15 protein-coding genes are annotated in these 21716 nt (G+C 50.6%); 6 read left to right on the top strand and 9 right to left on the bottom strand.

Annotated elements, in window-relative coordinates; genetic code table 11:
* The first annotated feature begins 698 nt into the window (after positions 1-698).
* On the top strand, positions 699-3317 hold the full coding sequence (gene clpB, locus PsB1_RS05670; protein WP_284359658.1) for an ATP-dependent chaperone ClpB: 2619 nt from the start codon (positions 699-701) through the stop codon (positions 3315-3317).
* Between the two features lie 324 nt (positions 3318-3641).
* Here the strand turns inward: clpB and PsB1_RS05665 are convergent, their stop codons facing one another.
* Entirely contained in the window at positions 3642-4088 is a 447-nt protein-coding gene (locus PsB1_RS05665; RefSeq protein ID WP_284359657.1) for a hypothetical protein, read from the bottom strand.
* Between the two features lie 199 nt (positions 4089-4287).
* Here PsB1_RS05665 and PsB1_RS05660 point away from each other — a divergent pair, with 199 nt between their 5' ends.
* From PsB1_RS05660 to PsB1_RS05650, 3 genes are all read left to right on the top strand, one after another.
* A complete protein-coding gene (locus PsB1_RS05660; protein WP_284359656.1) occupies positions 4288-6981 on the top strand; it encodes a hypothetical protein in 2694 nt (897 codons plus the stop codon).
* Positions 6982-7275: 294 nt separating this feature from the next.
* Positions 7276-7491 (top strand): ribbon-helix-helix domain-containing protein, encoded by a 216-nt coding sequence (locus PsB1_RS05655; RefSeq protein WP_284359654.1) that lies wholly within the window; start codon positions 7276-7278, stop codon positions 7489-7491.
* A gap of 19 nt (positions 7492-7510) precedes the next feature.
* Positions 7511-9835, top strand: a complete 2325-nt coding sequence (locus PsB1_RS05650) for a S9 family peptidase (protein WP_284359653.1) — start codon at positions 7511-7513, stop codon at positions 9833-9835.
* 65 nt (positions 9836-9900) lie between these two features.
* Here the strand turns inward: PsB1_RS05650 and PsB1_RS05645 are convergent, their stop codons facing one another.
* From PsB1_RS05645 to PsB1_RS05625, 5 genes are all read right to left on the bottom strand, one after another.
* Entirely contained in the window at positions 9901-10521 is a 621-nt protein-coding gene (locus tag PsB1_RS05645; protein ID WP_284359652.1) for a glutathione S-transferase family protein, read from the bottom strand.
* Between the two features lie 30 nt (positions 10522-10551).
* Positions 10552-11427 (bottom strand): 4-(cytidine 5'-diphospho)-2-C-methyl-D-erythritol kinase, encoded by an 876-nt coding sequence (locus PsB1_RS05640; protein WP_284359651.1) that lies wholly within the window; start codon positions 11425-11427, stop codon positions 10552-10554.
* Positions 11424-13223 (bottom strand): tetratricopeptide repeat protein, encoded by a 1800-nt coding sequence (locus tag PsB1_RS05635; protein WP_284359650.1) that lies wholly within the window; start codon positions 13221-13223, stop codon positions 11424-11426. Before PsB1_RS05635 ends, PsB1_RS05640 begins: the two co-directional genes overlap by 4 nt.
* Positions 13216-15180 (bottom strand): tetratricopeptide repeat protein, encoded by a 1965-nt coding sequence (locus PsB1_RS05630; protein ID WP_284359649.1) that lies wholly within the window; start codon positions 15178-15180, stop codon positions 13216-13218. Before PsB1_RS05630 ends, PsB1_RS05635 begins: the two co-directional genes overlap by 8 nt.
* Before the next feature lie 145 nt (positions 15181-15325).
* Positions 15326-16987, bottom strand: a complete 1662-nt coding sequence (locus tag PsB1_RS05625) for an electron transfer flavoprotein-ubiquinone oxidoreductase (RefSeq protein ID WP_284359648.1) — start codon at positions 16985-16987, stop codon at positions 15326-15328.
* A 158-nt stretch (positions 16988-17145) separates the two neighbouring features.
* Here PsB1_RS05625 and PsB1_RS05620 point away from each other — a divergent pair, with 158 nt between their 5' ends.
* Both PsB1_RS05620 and PsB1_RS05615 read left to right on the top strand, forming a co-directional pair.
* Positions 17146-17982, top strand: a complete 837-nt coding sequence (locus PsB1_RS05620; protein ID WP_284359647.1) for a uracil-DNA glycosylase — start codon at positions 17146-17148, stop codon at positions 17980-17982.
* 271 nt (positions 17983-18253) lie between these two features.
* Positions 18254-19999, top strand: coding sequence for a lytic transglycosylase domain-containing protein (locus PsB1_RS05615; RefSeq protein ID WP_284359643.1), 1746 nt, complete (start codon positions 18254-18256; stop codon positions 19997-19999).
* Here the strand turns inward: PsB1_RS05615 and PsB1_RS05610 are convergent.
* From PsB1_RS05610 to PsB1_RS05600, 3 genes are read right to left on the bottom strand one after another with little or no spacing between them, the layout of a single operon-like run.
* On the bottom strand, positions 19985-20578 hold the full coding sequence (locus PsB1_RS05610) for a TIGR04282 family arsenosugar biosynthesis glycosyltransferase (RefSeq protein WP_284359642.1): 594 nt from the start codon (positions 20576-20578) through the stop codon (positions 19985-19987). The two genes, PsB1_RS05615 and PsB1_RS05610, sit on opposite strands and share 15 nt — an antisense overlap.
* Positions 20575-21270: a TIGR04283 family arsenosugar biosynthesis glycosyltransferase gene (locus PsB1_RS05605; protein ID WP_284359641.1), complete on the bottom strand. Its 696-nt coding sequence runs from the start codon at positions 21268-21270 to the stop codon at positions 20575-20577. The genes PsB1_RS05610 and PsB1_RS05605 overlap by 4 nt, the downstream gene beginning before the upstream one ends.
* Positions 21270-21716: a YcgN family cysteine cluster protein gene (locus PsB1_RS05600; protein WP_284359640.1), complete on the bottom strand. Its 447-nt coding sequence runs from the start codon at positions 21714-21716 to the stop codon at positions 21270-21272. The genes PsB1_RS05605 and PsB1_RS05600 overlap by 1 nt, the downstream gene beginning before the upstream one ends.

The following is a 21716-nucleotide window of genomic DNA, read 5'->3' as shown; positions in this document are numbered from 1 at the left end:
GAACTTGGTTGGGATCGATGGAAAAGCGCTTCCGTGCGGCTTGGTTTGTACCCGCAAGCCGCCCAGAACCATCGACAATCAAAACTGGATTGGGGGTTGCTTCGATGGCAGCGCGCGCAAAACGGATGGCTTCGTGGTCGGGCCTCCCCTTAGAAGCCATCGTCATCAAAGACGGATTGCCTTGGGGGTTATCATCTATAACTGCGCCTTCTTGGCTGTCGATCTCGCGCGCAATTTCTTCGTAGGAACGTTTTTTATCCGCCGTTGTGGCAGGTTGCGAAATTCCAACCCAATAGCCAATTGCCAAACAAATCCCTGCCCCACCTGCCAGCCACAGGGCGTAATCCAAATGAGGGCTTACAGTATAGATGAGGCCAAATGCTATAGACATCAAGAATAAGATCGCCAGTAACTTTGGCCAATTAGAGAACAACAAGCGCTGAAATCTGGGTGGGCGGGCTGGCATAGGGTGCATGTTAAGCATTTTATGCTCTATCTTGGGATAATACGAAAGAGAAGAAAACTGACATGTTGCGATGACTGTGCAATGACACTTATTTGATAGATTTATTATGCGCGTTTATCGGCCACTCCGACGTGAAAAAGAAATAGGAACTCTCATCCGACTCGACCCCTTGTGTGACCTAAAGGCCACACCTAACTGAGAGTAGAAATTTCGTATTAAGGGCCTTCCCAGCATGAACCTAGATAAATTTACAGACCGTGCGCGTACCATTGTCCAAGCTGGCCAGATGGAGGCCATCAAACGCAAGCACCAGTATTTCACGCCCGAGCATTTGCTCAAAGCACTCCTCGATGACGAAAAGCAATTGGCCGCTGGGCTCATTCGCTCTGCTGGCGGGCGCCCAGATGAAGCCAAGCTTGCCACCGAAGTGGCAGTGGCGGGCATTCCCACTGTGGAGGGTGGAGACGATAAAATCTACATGCCCCCTGAAACCGTGCGCATTCTTCAAGGTAGTGAGGAAGCAGCCAACAAAGCTGGCGATAGTTTTGTGGCCGCTGAATGGCTACTTCTCGCTGTTTCCACAGCTCGTGGAACCAAAGCGTGTGAAGCACTGAAAGCTTCAGGTGTCACCCCAACCTCGCTCAATAGTGCAATTGGCATGATGCGTAGCGGGCGTACCGCCGATACGGCCAACGCCGACGATCATTATGAAGCCTTAAAAAAATACGCCCGCGACCTAACCCAAGCGGCGCGCGATGGCAAATTAGACCCAGTAATCGGACGCGATGATGAGATCCGTCGTTGCGTACAAGTTCTCTCGCGGCGCACCAAAAACAACCCCGTTTTGATTGGGGAACCCGGTGTTGGTAAAACCGCCATTGCTGAAGGTCTAGCACTGCGCATCGTTAATGGCGATGTTCCTGAAAGTCTTAAAGACAAAAAACTGATGAGCCTTGATATGGGGGCTTTGATTGCTGGTGCGAAATTTCGTGGTGAGTTTGAAGAGCGCCTGAAAGCTGTCTTAACAGAAGTGGAAGCGGCCAATGGTGGTATTGTGCTTTTTATCGATGAAATGCACACTTTGGTCGGGGCTGGAAAATCAGAGGGCTCTATGGATGCCTCCAACCTGCTAAAACCTGCTTTATCGCGCGGGCAATTGCGCTGCATTGGCGCAACAACACTGGATGAATACCGCAAGCATGTTGAAAAAGACCCTGCCTTGGCCCGCCGCTTCCAGCCAGTCTTTGTGGATGAGCCCAGTGTTGAAGATACAATCTCTATCTTACGAGGCTTAAAGGAAAAATATGAAGTCCATCACGGGGTACGCATTTCTGATGCCGCCATTGTTGGGGCTGCTACATTGTCTAAACGCTATATTGCCGACCGCTTCTTGCCCGATAAAGCCATTGATTTGATGGATGAAGCCTCAGCAAGGCTTCGCATGCAAGTGGATAGTAAGCCTGAAGAATTAGACGAAATTGACCGTCGCTTGTTACAATTGCGCATTGAAGCCAGTGCGTTAGGCAAGGAAAAAGACCCAGCATCTGTTGAGCGACTTGCGCGGATTGAAGATGAAATTGTGACTTTGCAAGAAAAATCTGAAACCATGTCCGAAACTTGGCGCGCAGAGAAAGCTAAGCTGGCTGATTCCACAAAACTCAAAGAAGAACTCGAAAAACTGAATCTAGAATTGGCTGAGGCTACAAGGCGAGGCGACTATGCTAAGGCTGGTGAGTTGCAATACGGCACCATCCCAAACCTTGAAAGGGCACTTAAAGACGCTGAATCCTCAAGTGAAAGCATGGTCCATGAAGTCGTCGACGCGGAACAAATCGCAGCTGTGGTGGCGCGTTGGACTGGTGTGCCGGTTGAGCGCATGCTGGAGGGTGAGCGCGAAAAACTTTTAGGGATGGAAGATACATTGCGCCAGCGTGTGGTCGGTCAAGAGGAAGCCCTTAAGGCCGTATCAGACGCTGTCCGCCGCTCCCGCGCCGGCTTACAAGACCCCAACAAGCCGATAGGGTCATTTTTGTTTTTGGGCCCAACTGGGGTCGGTAAAACCGAGCTGACCAAATCCCTCGCCTTATTCCTATTTGACGATGATAGCGCGGTGACGCGCATGGATATGTCCGAATATATGGAAAAACACTCGGTAAGCCGCTTGATTGGGGCCCCTCCAGGCTATGTTGGTTATGATGAAGGGGGGGCCTTGACCGAAGCAGTGCGGAGGCGGCCTTATCAAGTTGTTTTGTTTGATGAAATCGAAAAAGCCCATCCCGATGTATTCAATGTCTTGCTACAAGTTCTCGACGATGGCCGCTTAACCGATGGCCAAGGCCGTACTGTTGACTTTAAGAACGTTATTTTAGTCATGACCTCTAATTTGGGCAGCCATTATTTGGCCGAACAAGAAGATGGGGAAGATGTAGAAGCGGTACGTCCCTTGGTAATGGAAGCAGTGCGTGCCAATTTCCGCCCTGAATTCATCAATCGGATCGATGAGATCATCTTGTTCCACCGCTTAGGACGCGCCGAAATGGACCGGATTGTTCCGATCCAGCTTAGCCGATTAGAAGCTTTGCTGGCTTCGCGAGATATCAAGATTAAACTTGATGATGCGGCCAAAACCTGGTTGGCCAATAAGGGATATGAGCCCGCTTATGGGGCCCGACCACTCAAACGCGTTATCCAAAAAGACGTGCAAGACCCCCTAGCCCGGCTTATTCTATCTGGCGCGATCAAGGATGGTGAAACGGTTCAGATCACCGCCATGCCAGAGACTCAAGAGCTGAGCTTTAATGGTTTCACGGGTCATACCGAGACACCGCCCCCCGGAGTAAAAGTCAATTAGATGTTTGGTTTTGCAAAAAAAAATGACGCGATGCCATATGAATTTGTTAGGCCCAAATTCCTAGAGACATCAGAGATCTGAATACGCCCCTTTAGTAGTTTGTATATCTCTTCACCGTGCGAGCACACTTAAAGTGGGAAGTCTGTCTTGAAGGCTATGAAAAAATGGTGGCTGCATTAGTTTTTCATTCTGCAGCGATGCAGTTTTGCATCTGAAAGCGCCTCACCAAATGGCAGAGAGCTTTTAGCTTAAAATGGCCCACTTCCTCCTTGCCTACTTCATCCCCAAGAAGCAATTTTGGATACATGGTTACAAAAAGGCATTTCAGATAACCGCCCGCACGGGACTGATGCCAAAGGGTGGTTCAGGGGTGCGTGGGGCTTGGGTTGTCTCCCAAGTCCAGCCAGCTTGCGCGAAAGATAAGGCGGCAACTTTTGTGATCTGCATCATTTCTAGATTAGGCTCGCACCCAGCAAGCCACCGCAAAGCGGCTACCAGTGCCGCTTCATCGTCACATTGAGCGGCAGCTAAAGCATTCAACAAAGTGCGCTCATCTGGAGATGGCATCAAATCACCCAAATCACCCAAACGTAAAGACCGCCCACGCGCCAATAACATTTCAGCCAAGGTGCGCATCGCAGCACGTGCACTTTCCAACCGTTCTGCCGTGACGGGGCAACGGAAAACCGATGATCCAGCGGCACGTCGCATTGCATGGAGCGCCAATTGCGCCCCAGCTTCCAGTCCATGTAAGGATCGAGAAAGGGTCATGGATTTAGTATATGCGAATAATTCTCAAATACAAGCAATGATTGGTTATTGGGCGAATCCATTTGACGGATGGACATCCCAACTGTTAAGCTACCATTAACCAATTGCATTGATATTTACATTATAAATTTATGGTTTTGGTATAGAATGTTCCGTCAATTAGCGCTTAACAATGGGAACAAATCACGTGGCAATCAATATGACCAACGTAAATTTATACAATGCCGGATTGTTCACCAGCAACAATACCCTTAATGATATTCAAACCATTGACCTATCTACGCTGTTGAGCGCAGGCGCGGGAGGGACGACCCCGGTCAATACTAAGCCTGACCCTAGGCGTTTAGCCCCATGGGATACGCGCGTCCCTACACCCTCTTTGCCGAAAATTGCTGCTGACGCCCTCAAATCATCGAAATTGGTTGATCCCAATTTAGGAAAAGGGCCTGGATCAGGGATAACAGACGCAAATGATAAAGACCTATTTGTCTTGCATAATGCAACCCAAAAATTGAAAGCCCTGGCTGATGCCGCTGCCAAGGACGGGATCAGTGCAGAAACACGAAAAAAAATCCAAGAACGAATTGAAAAGGGTCTTGCGGAACTTGAAGCCTATGTCCGGGGAACTAAGCTGGAGGGTGCCTTGTTAATTGGCGGGCGCCGTCTGGCCAAGCATGAAAGCGAAGGACTTGCCAAGGGTGTTACCCAAATTGATACCAAGACCTTAGCAAAGGGAGATGAAAATGTTGTCCCCGAGGGATTTGAGGGTGACCGCAAATTTAAGATCACGGTCACATTAAATGCCAATAGCAACACTCCAATTGTAAAGACCATTAATATCGACCTCGCTGAAATGGGGGACACCAAACGCACCATTACCAATGTCGCAAGCTTTATTAATAAGAAGTTGGAAAATGAAAAAGTTGAAACCCGCTTATCGCGCGTTGAAACCAAAGTGCCTTCCAAAACCACGGGAGGCGAACCCACGATCGAGCAGCGCCTACGTATCACTTTGGGTTCCTTGGAAAAGGTGTCGTTTGATGCTGTTAGCGGCGACACACAAACCGCACTTTATGTGGCAGGCGGGAAAAATGCTGATGTGATCGAAAAAGGTAAAGTGGTTAGCAGCTCAATCCAAAGCCTCATCAGCCGGTTAACAGACCTGACTGGCACAAGTGGTAAGACCCAATTTAACACAGATCTAGCTGCAAGTTCGGCATCTAAAGATAAGACCGCTAGCGCCCGGGCTTCTGTTGTCGGCCCGGACGGTTCCCTCTATGTTATTGCGGATGCTACAGCTAAAACCAACGGACAAACCCCTAAAAGTACCAGCGATGTTGTTCTGATTAAATATACGACGACTGGGGAGGTTGCTTGGACTAGATCATTGGGTTCAGCCGCACCGGCACAAGGGTTTTCTGTTGCCGTTGGTGCCGATGGTACCATTGCAGTTGCAGGAGCAGTTACTGGCAAAGCAGACAGGTTAGTAACAACAACCGGTGATAAGATGGACACTTTTGTGGCAGCCTTTGATGCCGATGGGAAGGACAAATGGTATCACCAACAAGGTGCCATGGGCGATGACAAAGCTACTCAAGTCAAAGTTGGGGACGATGGTAGCGTCTATATCATGGGCACGACGACATATGAATATGGTGGTGCTCTTGCCAAGGGTGGAAAAGATGTTTTTTTACAGGCGATTGGTACGGATGGCAAAGTTCGCTTCACCAAGTCTTTAGGCTCAGAAGGCGATGACACACCCGCCGGTTTAGTGCTTCAAGATGGTAAGGCTGTCGCGATCTGGAACCAGAGTGACGGACCACGTATGAGTAAATTTGACGTAAATACTGGAGATGAGAGTGGGACGACAAGCAATTTAAGTTCTAGCAATCTGTCATACATCACTCATGTTGCCACCGATTCAAGTGGCCGGATTTTTCTAGCTGGAGCAAGGGAAACAGGTGGCGTTGCCAATAAACTCGTGGCTATGAATCTATCGACAGAAGCTGTCCTCTATACCAAAGAAACCAGTGGTGAACCAATCCGCGCCTTAACAACGGGGGGGGGCAAAGTTGCCTATGTAAGCACTGTCATTGACACAGATTCTGAGGGCAAGACCAAAACAAGCGCTGTGGTTGGTTTGGATGCTGAAACCGGGACAGAGGCTTTCAATAAAAAGGTAGAGCAATTAACAACCACGCCGATTTCCATTGCACTTTCAGATGGTGTTTCTAAAAGTTTAGAAGCCATGGGCATCCCACAAGGTACGATCGCCTACGGTGAAGGCGAGACCTTGACAGATAAGACAGGTTTGCGGGCTGGCGATCAATTCAGCATCATTATCAATGGCAAAAAGGAAACCAAAATCACCATCGATCAGGGGGAAACTTTTCGCTCGCTCGCTGCTAAACTCAATCGCATCATCATGAGCAACGGCACTGCTGAAGCGCGTTCTCTCAAAGGTGTAGAAAGCATTGCGATCACACCTAAAGCGCGTATTCAGATTGAACTTAAGGCTACTGCAGGTGTTGCAGATGCTTTAACCCAATTGGGTCTCGAGCCTGGGGTTGCCATTGCTCGCCCTGCGAAAGCCGGGACAAAATCGGTCAATGATCCACCCCCAATCATCGCTATGGAAATCCCAACAGAGGTCGATGTTTCAGATAAAGCCAAGGCGGCAGCTTTGGCTGATTCATTTGAAGGGGTGATGCGCCGCATTCGGATTGGTTATCGTGAGATTTCCAACGACCCTACCCAAGTAGAGTTGCGCAAACAAAATGCCATAAAGGCGGCCATGAATTCCAACAAATCCAGTGCTGGAAGCGTTGCATATTATAATAAGCAAACAGCTCTAGCCAAAGATGCCTTGAAACGGTTGGGCGTCACCGTTTAGGTTTTTACAAACCATTGGCTGATATGTGAGGCTAAATATATGGGCTTGTACCTAGTTAGCCGTTAAACTTTTGGCAACTTGGTATGTTTGTTGGCAAATAGGAGTAGTGTTAATGGCCGACTTAATCAATCGCAAACTCATTCGTAACAAGCAATCGCGTCTTGAACATAGCATCAAAGCTGCAGTAAACCGACTAGCATTTTGGCATCCCCAGTTTGAGAAAACCGCAACTGAAAAAAGCCTTGCTAGAGCCCAATCCCGTGCGCAACACCTAAAACCTAAATCATAGAAGTCATGAGCCTGGTTAAACGGTCACTTTCCCTTCGCGGACATGCGACCAGCGTTGCATTAGAGCCTGAGTTTTGGGCAGCGTTGGAGCTCCAAGCGAGTCAACGTCAACAATCCTTGGCTGGCCTGATTAGCGATATTGATACAATTCGTGCAACTAGGCCGCTAGCCAGTGCGTTACGTGTCTGGGCGTTGCACCACAAAGACTTGCCCAATCGCTAAAGCTTGGTCAGATTGGGGTATGGCTTTAACCACGCACCCCACACCGATTTCGCGCCAAGTCCAAATGCGGATTTTGGCTGTTGCCCCGTTCTTGATGAGCGCTTTTTTGATAGGCTTGGCACCCAGCATTGCCTTCGCTCAAAGTGCCGCCAGTCCTAACCAAACAGCGACGCCAACTTCGAGTGCCAGCCTTAACCTAGACCGCTTGTTTGAGGATCCAGCCCTAAACGGCCCGGTGCCGCGCGCGGCCAAATTTTCCCCCGACGCCAAATTGGTCACTTGGTTGCGCCCTAATGACCAAGACTTTCTTCGCTTAGATCTATGGGCAGCGCCAGTTGAGGGCGGAAAGGCTTTTCAACTCATCGATTCCAAAGCACTTGTTCCTGATGAAGGGGAATTATCCGATGTCGAGAAAGCTCGGCGTGAGCGTCAACGCATGGCCGGATCGCGCGGCCTTATATCTTATGATTGGGACCAGAAGGGGCAGGCGATCTTAGCTCCTCTAGGCGGTGATATTTATTATGTTTCTTTAGACACGCCTCAAATCCCTCGCCGACTGACGCAGACCCCGCAATTTGAGACTGACGCACAAATATCGCCGCAAGGCGGTTATGTATCATTCATCCGTGATGCCAGCTTGATTGTGATGAATTTGGCCAATGGTCAAGAAAAAGCCGTCTCCCCACATGGTCATGAAGCTATCACCTATGGCATGGCCGAGTTTATCGCCCAGGAAGAAATGGACCGAGATACCGGTTATTGGTGGGCCCCCAATGATCTAAAGATCGTGTTTGCCAAAGTCGATGAAACCAAGGTTGCGATCGTGCAGCGCTTGGAAATCGGGGCTTCAAGCACCCAAATTGTGGATCAGCGCTATCCCCGTGCCGGTGCCGCAAATGCACAGGTAACTCTGTTTATATATGATTTCAAAACAGATCAAAGCGTCCCAATTGACCTTGGTACCGATAAGGATATTTATGTTGCGCGCGTAGACTGGTCCAAAGATGGCGGGACCCTTTATGTGCAGCGCCAAAATCGCAGCCAAACCCGACTTGATCTTTTGATGGTCAATCCGTCAACGGGGCAATCCAAAGTCATTCTAACCGAATCCGATCCCAACTGGATAAGTCTGACACATGATTTTACTCCCTTGATGTCAGGCGATTTTCTATGGACCAGTGAGCGCACAGGATGGCGACACATAGAACGGCGAAGCCGCGATGGCTCCCGCGTTGAAGTGCTTACGGCAGGAAAATGGCCGGTCAATCAGATCAGCGGCGTTGATGAAGCCAGTGGGCGTGTATTTTTCATGTCGAATAAGGACGATAGCTTAGAACAACGCCTCTATAGTGCCCCATTGCATAAGCTTGGAAAAGTCACAGAGATTACATCTGCAGGTGGGGCATGGTCGGTTTCGATGGCCAAAAATGCGAAAGCCTTTTTAGGCACCTATTCGGACCCGGCTACACCGCCACGCTTAGGCCTTTTTGACACTAATGGCCGCCTTATTCGCTGGATAGAAGAAAATAAACTCTCTCCATCCCATCCATGGTGGCCCTATCTTGCCAGCCGTGCTGGAATGCGTTTTGGCACATTAATAGGCCCTTCAGGCGATCCTTTAAACTGGTCCATGCACCTGCCCGCTCAATTTGACGCAAGCAAGAAATGGCCAGTCATTGTTTATGTCTATGGTGGACCCGGCGTTCAGGTGGTCCAGCGCAATTGGGGAAGCAATACCGACCAAATGCAAGCGGCACGCGGCTATATTGTGTTTCGTATCGATAACCGCGGCACCCCCAATCGCGGAAGTAGCTTTGAACGCGCGATCAGCCGCAAACTAGGTGGTCCAGAAATTGAAGATCAATTGGCGGGCTTGGCCTTTTTGAAAACACAACCCTTTATCGATCAGGATCGCATTGGGGTCTGGGGCTGGTCTTACGGGGGCTATATGACGTTGCGCTTGGCGACCGAAGCGCCAGATGCCTATAATGCCTATGCCTCTGGTGCCCCGGTCACGGACTGGGCTTTATATGATACCCATTATACCGAGCGCTATATGGGCACGCCGCAAGGAGATGCTGAAGCCTATGCCCGATCCAGCGTCTTGCCAAACCTCAAGAACGTGAAGCGGCCTTTATTGATCTTGCATGGCATGGCTGACGACAATGTGACCTTTGATCATTCCACCGCCGCATTCGACAGGCTTCAAGCAGCCGCCATTCCCTTTGAGGCTATGGTGTATCCAGGGCAAAAGCACGGGATCCGTGAAAAAGCCCGCGCCAAACATGTGCAATTGACCATCATGAACTTTTTCGATCGCACCTTGGGGCCTGGTCCACGATAAGCGATTGGTTTCAAATATCCCCTTCAGTCTGCTTCGTGGGCAACTACCCTTGAATGGGTATTCCCTCACGCAAACCGATATGGGCCACCTTTTTCAAGTGCTTTTTGCCACTGGGGTCGGGCATGGAGGCCCTCAAGCCAGTGCTTTATATTGGGCAATTGGGCGAGCGCACCTTGGCCCTTTGCAATCTCACCCACAAAACTCATTTGGATATCCGCCCCGGTTAAGTGATCACCCACAAGATAAGATTTACCAGCCAATTGGCCTTCAATATAAGCTAAGTGATTGCGGATTTCTGAGGCAATGCGCGGTTGCAAAGGGGCGGCAGCCTCACCCAAGCGACTGGTATAAAGCGACAATAAGAACGGCTGCATTGCAGAGCCTTCTGCAAAATGAAGCCAATGCGCATAGGCTGGATAAAGCCGCGAGGCCACGTCCAAAGCTAAGTCCGAGCCATAGCGGCGCGCTAACACGTCAATAATCATACCAGACTCGGCCAAAACTTCTGACCCATCGGTCACAATGGGCGATTTACCCAAGGGATGAACGGCTTTGAGTTCAGGTGGTGCCAGATTGGTTATACGATCGCGCTGATACTTTTTGATCTCATAGGGCGTGCCCATTTCCTCCAACAGCCACAAAATGCGTTGTGAGCGTGAGTCATTGAGATGATGGACAATTAGCATGTGCGCGCTCCCGTGCAGATTTGATTTGGTTTATGCATTAAGACGATCTGCCTTGACCCAAAAGCGCGGATTGGCAAGCCCACGCACGATAAAATCATGGGCAATATGGGCAGCTTCATAGCTATTGTATAGGCCAAAACAAGTAGCACCCGACCCCGACATGCGCACCAAACGTACATCTGGGCTTTGCGCCAAAAGCTCTAAAGTGTCGCCGATTTCAGGCACCAAAGCCTGTGCCGCATCCTCCAAATCATTGGGGTTGGCGTCTAAATAGCGCAAAAGTGCGTCTAAGTGTGCCAAATTTGGCACCGATGATGATAGAAGCTCAGGCCCAGCCCCAAGCGCGTCATAGTGGCGATAGACGGGGCTGGTGGGGCAAGCGATACCGGGATTGACGAGGACGATGCCACATGGGGCCAAGTCTCCCAATGGGGTGAGTGTTTCACCAGTCCCAGTCATATGGACAGGTACACCCATGACACAGGCAGGAACATCAGCCCCTAATTGGGCACCAAGCTGCGCCAACCGTGCCCGTTCATAGCCCAAACCCCAAGCCTCGTTCAGTCCAATCAAGGCCGCAGCAGCGTCACCTGATCCACCGCCAATCCCTGATGCCAATGGAAGATTTTTAACCACATGCAAGGCCCCCCTCACTCTTTGGTCTGCTTCATGAGCAAGGATTTTTGCAGCTTGCAAAATCAGATTGGTATCATCTAAAGCAAGATCTGAAACAAAAGGTCCCTCACCAGTTAAGGATAATGGGCGATCAGGCTCAATATGGAGTTCATCGCCGACATGCGTTGTAAAACACACCAGACTGTCGAGGGTGTGGCGGCCTTCAAATCCAGGGGGACCAACGCGCAAGGTCAGGTTAAGCTTGGCAGGCGCAAAGATTTTGATCGTCATTGGGGATATTTAATCACAGACACATCAAGCTGACTCATGGCAGCAATTGCCTCAGCTGCGGCTTGAGTTGGATCGGTTGTTAAGCCTTGCGAGAGCTTAACCTCAAGCGCGTTTTTTTGTGCTGGCTTTGTGGATTGATTATATGCGCGCGACCATTCCAGCCGCGCTTCTATGTGACGGCTTGTTCGCCAATAGACATCCCCCAAATGCTCAGTAATCTCGCTCACATTTGGGGACAGACTGACGGCCCGCTCCAACAAACTCGCCGCTTCTTCATAACGACCAATCCTATAAAGGGCCCAACCATAAGAATCGGCAATCTCACCTGAACGTGGACGCAGGCGCGTTGCGGTGCGCAGCAAGGCAAGTGCCTCATCCAAATTTTCACCGCGATCAGCCAGCGCATATCCCAGATAATTGAGGACATTGGGTTGATTGGGGGCGGAAGCTTGTGCCGTCCGCAAGTCGGGTAAGGCTTCTGACCATCGCCCCAGACGTTCACGCGCGCATCCACGCCCAAAATAGAGTGGCCAGTTTTCACGCTTGGTGCGCCCTGCCGCTTCACTTTCATTAATAAGTTGATCATAGGTTGCTTCAGCCTCACGATCTTGATGGTTAGCGGCCAGCATATCTGCTAAGAGTGTTTGAGTGGCAAAAGCTGGATTGGTGCGCGCAAGTGCACGTGCTTGATCGAGCGCAAACTCAGGATCCTTAGAAAAAGCCATCCATGTCAACTCAATTTGGGCCGCGACGTAATCAGGGCTTGAAGGTTGCACTTTTCTGAGGTAGCCGGCCGCTAAGTCTGCTTTGTTTCCCGCCGCCAAAGCTTGGCCTAGGGCAAAACTAACCTCTTGGGATTGCGGATTTAAATGAGCAACCAAAAAGAGAAGCTCGCTTCCATTTGAGGGAGAAAGCCGCGCGACCTCCAACCCCTCTACCAAGGACAAAAGACCCAAGGTTGCTGTGGTTTGATGATTGCGAAGGGGTTGGGCCTTTATGCCTTTTTGCGCCTCCTTTAACGTACCTTGAAACTGGGTTGCCTTGGACGAGCTACCCAACGCCAGGGGACGCAACAGCTCTATCGCCTCACCTTGTCGATTTTGCCACATAAGGAGATTGGTATAGGCGCGAATTCCAGAAGGTGTAGCCTGTTCATTCTTGCTTGCCATCTGGAATATTCCTAAGGCCTCTTGATATTTTTTAGCTTGCGTTAAGAGGATGGCATGCGACATCATGGCTGCTTGATCATAATCCCCATCATCGCTCAACACTTTGGTGAGTTCTGTAGCCTGCTCAACTTGGCCTAGTGCCAGCAGAGCACAGGCACGCAGATGTTGAGCAAATAGATCTTGGCCATAGGGAAAATCACGTTTGCTCAAAAGGCGGGTGACATCGTGATAGCGGCCTTGAGCAAAAGCTTCTGTCGCCAAAGCCAGAACTGCCAAGGGTGGGCGAATTCCAGCTGGGGCAAGTCTGGAGAGGCGGATGATCGCCCCAATGTCGCCAATCTCGCCATTGGCCTGGACGGCGCGCTGCAATAGCACCCGATCACTTGGTTGGCGAGCATAGGCCCGAGACCAAGCTTGCGCCGCCAGCGCGGAATTATCCGTCGCCTCGCCATAACGCCCTGCCAATGTGGCGGCAAAAATCGAAACATCGAGAGCACGCACCAATTCTATGTTGGCCGCGGGTTCTGAGAGATTTGTCGATCCCGTAGGTGTTTGGGCAACCGCTACACTTGTTAGGCTAATCAGACCTAAACAGGCGATGATGTGCCTGATAAACGCTTTAAACACTGCCAGGCTCAACATAGATTGGTGGGGCCTGCTTGACAGGTGCCGGGGCTTTCAGTCCAGATTTTAGTTTTTCATCCAACTGAAGAGCATTGGGAAAACTTCCCCCGAAATCCTTTGCTTTTTGCCACATCTTGCGCGCTTTGTCGCGTTTTCCCTGATGCCAATAAACATCGCCCAAATTGTCATAAATCTCTGGATTGGGGGCGTCTGCGCGCAGTCTGACCGCTTGTTCTATCAATTGCTGCGCTTCGTCTAACAGCCCTAATTTATAATGCGCCCAACCCAAAGAATCGGTGATGGTGCCCGAATTGGGCCTTAAATCATGAGCCTTTTGAAGAAGTAAAAAACCTTCTTTATGATCAATATCGTAATCGACCAATGCATAGCCAAGGGCATTCATCGCCATTGGAGAACGAGGAAGTGCAGCTAATCCATCGCGGATCAATTGAATGCCTTCGGCGCGCGTAGCTGCATAATCTACCAGAACAGATCCAAGATATATTCGGGTTTTGGCGTTGGCACCGAAAGCATTGAGGCTTTCGCGCGCAATTGGCAGGCCTTCTTCAAAAGTTGCAGTCTGTGCGGTCAAAAACCGCCCCGCCGCGCCACGTAATAGATTGTCAGGTTTGAGATTTTTTATGAGTGTTCGCAGAATGGCTATGGCTTGTGCGTTCTGATCCTTATTCAACAAGGCCTGCGCCAATGCCAATTGCGCGACGCTTTGTGTCCACTCCCCCTTGTCTTGTGCAACCGCCACACCTTGGCGCGCGGCCTCTAAAGCGGCATCAAAATCGCCGCGCGCTGCCAATAAATCCGCTTTAAGTCCCCACCAATTTGAATCGCGATCTGGTGGGGACACAAGTTCCAAACGTGCGAGCCCAGCTTTCGGATTTTCAAGATCAAGCTCTAGGTCAGCCACCATCAAAAGGGCTTCATTCACCTTTGGTCCATCCGTGATCATTTGAATGGTTTTGAGCGCCGCTTCGTCTTCATCCTGGTAAGAAAGTAATTGCGCCATCGCAAACCGCGCGGCTACATTAGTCGGGTCAATGGCTAAGGCTGTACGCAACACAATCGCGTCGCTGACAAAAATAGCATCATAATTAGGTTCTTCTATAGGGTTTGTTATAGAACTGGTTTGAACATCCCTGTCCTGCCTTGTCGTTAACATCCGCGATAGTCGAAGGGTTGCGCCATAATCGCTCAAAAGGGTGCTTAGGGCTTTGGCGGGTGTCATGGGCTCCAGCTTTGGAAGGCCAGTCTTGACTAAAGCGGAGCGAAAACCACTTTCAGGTCCGCTGAGTTCATCAGTGTCACCGAAAATGGCATCAAAAGTGCTTTGGGCCTCTTCGGGATTTCCTGCTCTGGCAAGTAGGATGCAATAGCGTTGTGCCAAATCCTTGGCAAACAGCAATTCACCTTGTTTGGCAGCCTTCGCATAGTACGCGAGTGCCAAGTCAATATCACCGCTTAACTCTGCCAATAAAGCGCGATAGCCTTGGTAAAATGGCTTCTGGCCACTACCACCATAGGCATCCCATGTCACCTTAGCGGTCTCTAAATGGCCTTGGGCTACTTGTGTCCATGTCAATAAGGCTGAGGTGAGCAAATCATCTTTGTCGCTGCCTTCCAACGAGGAGAGAACAGCGTCATACTTCTTTTGGCTAAACGCCCGCACGGCGGAAAAATACAATGGTGTTGACATATTGCCTGTAGAACGTGCGAATGCCCCCATCGTGGTTAACGCAAAGTCTAAATCCCCATCGATCAATGCCTGACGTATCGCTTCACCTAGCGATAGCCCAGCATAAGTGCGTTCTCGTTCAAGGGCTTTTGTTTGAGACTCCTCTTGAATACGCTCCACCGCAGGGGGTGCGCTAGCATTAGCCAGTTGCGGGGATGCCCATAATGCACCCCCCAAGACTGTATAGGCAATCAAGCTAACTTTAAGACACATTCACTATCCTGCATCGATCGATCACGGAAAGGTCCAATTCGCACCTATCTTGCCTAACTTGACCCTTGATGGCCTAGCACACAAGTGCATTTATACATAGCAAAGCTAAATCAAAGTAAAGCCCGGCATTTACCCTGAGCTTGACCTACATATTCTGATAAATCGGCCCCTCCCCGCCCTGTGGGGTGGTCCAGTTGATGTTCTGATTGGGGTCTTTGATGTCACAGGTCTTACAATGCACGCAGTTTTGTGCGTTGATTTGGAATCGTTGGCCGGCCCCATCCTCCACCCATTCATAAACCCCTGCCGGACAATAACGGCTGGACGGGCCGCCAAAGACATCGAGCTCACTGGATTTTTGCAGCGCCAAATCAGCTACTTTTAGGTGGATCGGCTGATTTTCTTCATGATTGGTATTAGATAGGAAAACCGACGACAATTTGTCAAAACTAATCACCCCATCGGGCTTTGGATAGTCTATCTTTTCGCATTTAGCTGCGGGCAACAAGCTTTGCGCATCGGTTTTGCCATGCTTTTGCGTACCAAATGGCGACCAGCCGCCAAACAAAGTGGTGCACCACATATCCACACCACCCAGTGCCAAGCCTAACAAAGTACCAAATTTCGACAGTAAAGGCTTCACATTTCGAACAAGCAGCAAATCCTTATACACCCAGCTTTTTTCATAAGCGCATTGATAGGTTTCAAGCACATCTCCAGCGCGGCCTTCACCAATCGCTGCGGCGGCGGCTTCTGCTGCTAGCATACCGGTTTTCATCGCATTATGACTGCCCTTTATCCTTGGTACATTTACAAATCCTGCCGAGCATCCGATCAAAACCCCACCTGGGAAAGCCAGTTTTGGTACAGATTGTAAACCACCCTCGGTGATGGCGCGCGCGCCATAGGACAAGCGCTTAGCCCCTTCAAATACTGGGCGCACTTCTGGATGTTGTTTAAAGCGCTGAAACTCTTCAAACGGACTAAGCCATGGGTTTTTGTAATTGAGATGCACCACATAGCCCACCGACACTAAGTTATCGCCCCAATGATACAAAAACGATCCCCCGCCCGTATGCCAATCAAGCGGCCAGCCAAAGGCGTGTTGCACCAGACCCGGGCGATGCTTTTCGGGCGCGATCTGCCAAACCTCCTTGAGGCCAACACCATATTTTTGCGGCTGTTTGCCCTCATCCAAGCTATATTTGGCGATGATTTGTTTGGCCAATGAGCCCCGCACGCCTTCACCAATCAAAGTATATTTTGCGAGAATATTGATACCAGGCGTAAAATCAGGGCCCATCTCGCCTTCGCGGGTTACCCCCATATCGCCAACTTGAACACCCTTAACGGTTCCCGTCTCATCATAGACAAGGGCAGCACCGGCAAAGCCTGGATAAATCTCAACGCCCAATTCTTCGGCCTTGGCCCCGAGCCAACGACAAACATGGCCAAGGGAGCCTATAAAATTGCCATGATTATTCATCAAGGGTGGCATAATTACATGAGGTAGGGCCAGAGCTCCTGCCTGCCCTAACAGCTTTAGCTCATCCTTGGTCACTTGTGTCGATAATGGGCGATCGGATGCTTCGCGCCAATCAGGTAGCAATTCATCAAGGGCTTTTGGGTCAATCACCACGCCAGATAGAATATGAGCCCCTACTTCAGAGCCTTTTTCCAAAACGGCAACAGACAAATCAGCATTGACTTGTTTCAAACGGATCGCGGCAGCCAAGCCAGCAGGCCCTGCCCCTACAATCACAATGTCATACTCCATCGATTCGCGCTCAATTGCGTCCAAAGCCATTATCGCCCCCTTTGATGTTTCGCTACACTGACATCGATTGTCACCCATAAGGGACAAATCAAGCTGGTACTTTTGCCAAAGCCTTGATACTGCTTATCAGGGCCTTAAGCGACCAAGGTCAAGGCCATTTACATGCAAGTTCTGCCATGGGGATAAGAATGTCGATGTTAGTGCGGCCAAGTTTAACCCCACAAGGTGCCGCTCTAGCTTTAGCGCAATGGTGGGAACTTGCGGGGTTAGAAATTCCCGATCTCAGCAAGGTTCGAGGCGGAAACCCTGAGACTGGCCTCACTGCTTCAACAATTGTGCAAAGCCAAGAGCCTAATCTTACCCCAGCCCGGCTGGTCCAAGGCTCACATCACCCCCAAGTAGCCTTGGTTCAAGCCCACCGTCTTGCCGCCGCATGTACGAGTATGGACGCCCTTTATAAAGCGCTCGACGCTTTTGAGGGTTGTAGGCTTAAAGCCAATGCCCGCACCACGGTTTTTGCCGATGGACGTCAAGGCGCTTCGATTATGGTAATTGGTGATGTCCCAGGGCGTGAGGATGATGAAGCTGGTAAGCCATTTTTAGGACCTGCAGGGGGTTTACTGGATAAGATGTTAGGCAGCATCGGGCTTTATCGGGCAACCAATTGTTATATGACAAACTTGGTTCCATGGCGTCCACCCGGTGACCGCAGCCCTACCGCAGAAGAAATTGCCCTTTGTCGCCCTTTTGTTGTCCGCCATATCGAATTGGCAGCACCTAAGGCGATTTTGATGGTCGGTGGGCTCACGGGCCAAACACTCTTAAATTCCACAGACGGCATCATGAAACTGCGGTCACAGACACTTGATTATCGCTTAGGTTTGGATGCCCAAGGTGCATCCACCTATGCACAATGCGTGTTTGCGCCCACTTATTTACTCAATCGGCCGATAGAAAAAGCCGCAGCCTGGCAAGATTTAAAGAGATTTGCACAAAAAATATCAGCTATGGGAATTGCCATTTAAGGCCAATTACTGGCAACAAATATTGGTATCAATCATGATTTATGGCTAATAATCCATTAACGGTAATTGCCTTAAATCTGATGAGCTATCGATGATCTAATGCCTTACCCTCACCTTTTTCTGTTGGGCAAGATCAAGGTTTTGATTGGGGCTAAACCTGACTTCAGTACGAAATCCATCCAAGATGAACTTATCCATCATGAACTCAAAGGCTTGGTCTGTCTGGTCTCAGTATATGTGGCGGCCATCGTGGTTGGTTGGCCTGCTTGGGATGACATGTCTGGCAACGGGAGCTTATGCTCAAACCCATAAGCCTACAGGTCCCTATGGGCTGCGTGGATCCATTGATGGGTCGGAAGTGTTAAGCCCACAAGATCAAGAAACCTATCGGCAGGCTTTTTCTGCCGCCAACTCTAGTGAACGAGTAGACCTCGATGCCTTAGAGGCAAAAATTGATGACTCAACCCTTAGACCCCATCTTGAACGTGTGCGCTTGTTAGCGCCCGATCACCCCCCGGATCTGCCAGCCATGGCTGCATGGCTTGAACGCTGGAGCGATGTTGCCGGGGCGCAGCTTGTTTATGAAAAAGCGCAGGCTGCCCAAGAGGAAGTCAAGCAAGCGGCCCTCCTTATGGGCGTCGTTCCAACCCTATTCAATTTAACGCGACCCAAAAACGTCCCTTTGCGTCGCACCATAGGTGCGCTGCGCGAGCCAAGTTTCATTCCCGTACCCATTGGCGCAGGTGCCACTAAACAGCATCGGGTCCGCATTGATGCTTTAGCAGCGCGCTTTTACGCCGGTGATGATGCAGCAGCGCTTGCCATGGCGCGCGCGGAGATCGATGGACCACAATCGGGTCAAGCCGGATGGATTGGCGGATTGGCGGCCTACAGGCTTGGTGATTTTGAAACCGCAAGGCACTTATTCGGCTTGGCTGCAAGCTGGAAGGCTGGGGATGATTGGACCCGGGCAGCAGGGGCATTTTGGGCAGCACGCTCTGCGGAAAAACTGAACAATACCATAAGCATGCAAGCCTTTTTAGAGCAAGCAGCCTCAAGCCCTCTTACATTTTATGGTCAATTAGCCCTAGCTCGACTTGGCCGTTGGGATCAATTGCCGGTACCCCATGCGCAAGAAGAAATTCAGCGTGCACTATGGTTAGTGCGCAATGACGCTGGGGTTCGCCGCGCCATTGCCTTACACGAAATTGGTCGCACATCCGAAGCAGAAGCAGAGCTGCTGTTAAGTTGGAGTCGAGGCAAAGGAGACGATGATTTAGGCTATATGGCCTTGGCCCGTCACATGAATCTAAGCAAAGCTATCAAGCAGATCGCCGAAGCATCCTCCTCCGCAGCCTTGTCAGCCCTTTATCCAATCCCAGATCAGTTTCGCCCGATTGGCGGGGAATTTGTGCTCGACCGCGCTGTGATTTTAGCAGTAATGCGACAAGAATCTAAGTTCGATACCAAAGCCACATCCTATGCAGGTGCCCGTGGTCTGATGCAGGTGATGCCGCGCACAGCTGCTTGGATGACAGGGCGGCGCGAACTGGCCCATAATCCGCGTCTGCTTAATGACACGACCTTGAACGTGACATTGGGCGAAGCTTATCTGGAAAAAATGATGTCGGTTGGGGTGATTTCAAACTGCCTAACCCGCACGTTCATGGCCTATAATGCCGGCCCCGGCAATGTTGTACGCTGGAGTGCTAGCGTCAAAGGCAGCGATGATACTTTGATGTTCATGGAGGCTGCTCCAAGTGGTCAAGCGCGCGTTTATGCAGAGCGGGTCATGAGTAATATGTGGATTTATCATCGCCGCTTTGGTCAGCGCGCGCCAAGCCTGGAAAAACTTGCACGTGGTATGACCCCAACTTATGAACCACAAGATAATCCACGCCAAAACGTGGCAGGATTGCAAGCGGGGATGTTGAGCAATATTTCTTATGGTGGTGCCAATGTCGTATCCGCGGCTGGGGTAGCGATAACCAGCACACCCACTTTAGCGCTGCGCTAAACGCCAATAACTTTTCCCATCATCCACATCATCGAGTTCACGCAAAAATGCGACCCGCCAATGCGCAGGTAGCCCTGACAGAATATCGGCTAAAGCATGGCGGCTAGACCATCTAACTGGGCCACAGTGAAATCGTCTGGCGGCGCGGGGCGAAAGACCAATCAACCAAAAACCACCATCTTGGGCTGGCCCAAATACGGCATCATTGCGCCTTAAAGCCTTGAAGGCGGCAGCCAAGTCTTGAACCCGCAAGTCAGGCAAGTCAGAACCGATGATGCAAACAGGGCCTCTACTATAGCGTTGCAACGCCCGCGTCATACGTTCACCCAAATCGCCTTTTCCTTGCTTGATGCGCGCAAGTTCGGCAGGCCATGCGCCGGGATAGGCTGCCTCGACATCGCAGTCCGGTGCCACGGCCAATAAACAAGTCCAGCGCGGATCGCGCGCAACTTGGCACGTATAAGCATCTAAGTAGCGCTTAACCCGCCAGGCAGCCACCAAACCAATATCACGCGCCAAACGGGTTTTTGAAATACCCATGCGCGGCGATTTGGCAAAAATGATTACATGACAACTCATCGATACCAGTCTTTGAATCGGGCTGGCTGCACGCCGAGGAAATAGGTCATAAGTAAGGCCATGTTCCGAATTGAGGTCCGCCACCATCCACCTTGGCGGTATTTATCCGCACTAGTAATCACCATCGCAGGCAAACGGCGTAAATGGTGTTTTCCAATTTTACGTACCAGATCAACATCTTCCATCAGGGGAAGTGCCCTATAACCCCCAATAGCATCATAATGGGATCGCAGCATCAATAAGCCCTGATCGCCATATGGCAGCCCAAACCTTAGGGCACGCCAATTCGCCCAAAAAGCTGTGCGCCTAGCGCCAGAACTATCATCATCAAAGCTCATTACAAAATAGCCGGCCTTGTTTGGCGCTTGTGCAATATGGGCTTCTATCGCTTCAATCCAACCAGCTTGAAGCAAGCTGTCAGCATGGAGAAATAGCAACCATTCGCCTTGGCAATGCTGCGCGCCCATTGCCAATTGATGTCCCCGACCGCGCGCTTCTGGCGGACATTCCACAACACGGCACCCCATATCAAGTGCTAGATCCCGGGTAGTATCGCTTGAGCCCGCGTCAACAATTGTAACGTCGCGCACCAGCCCCGCGCTTAAGCCCTCCACCAAAGCCGATAAGCAGCCTATCAAGCGGGGCATGGCGTTCAACGTTGGGATGACAATAGAAAGAGGTGCCGACGTCATCAGTCACTTTCTTCGCCTGGCCAAACCTTGATGTGGCGGACCAAGTGGCGCAACCGAACCTTGTCTTCATTAATAGTCTGATTGGCCACGCTGATGCCCGCTTCATGCACAGAGTTTGGATCGCCGCTGATCAAGGGATGCCAATCAAACAAGGGCTTGCCTTCTTCGATCAATCGGTAAGCACAGGTGCGCGGCAGCCAATGAAGCTGACCCACCTTATCGGGTGTCAGCTTGATGCAATCGGGAACGTGCTTTTTCCGCTCTGGATAATTGATGCAGCGACAGGTGGCGCTGTCAAATAGGCGACAATGCACATCGGTAGTATGGATTTCGCCATTATCATCATCTTCCAGCCGGATGAGGCAGCATTTGCCGCAGCCATCACACAGGCTTTCCCATTGATCTTGGTTCATTTGCGCCAGCGTCAGTTTGGTCCAAAATGGCAT

The sequence above is a fragment of the Candidatus Phycosocius spiralis genome (genome assembly GCF_030158815.1).
Lineage (GTDB): Bacteria > Pseudomonadota > Alphaproteobacteria > Caulobacterales > Aquidulcibacteraceae > Aquidulcibacter > Aquidulcibacter spiralis.
The sequence above is the reverse complement of the archived record's forward strand: the minus strand, read 5'-3'. Positions and strand labels throughout refer to the sequence as shown.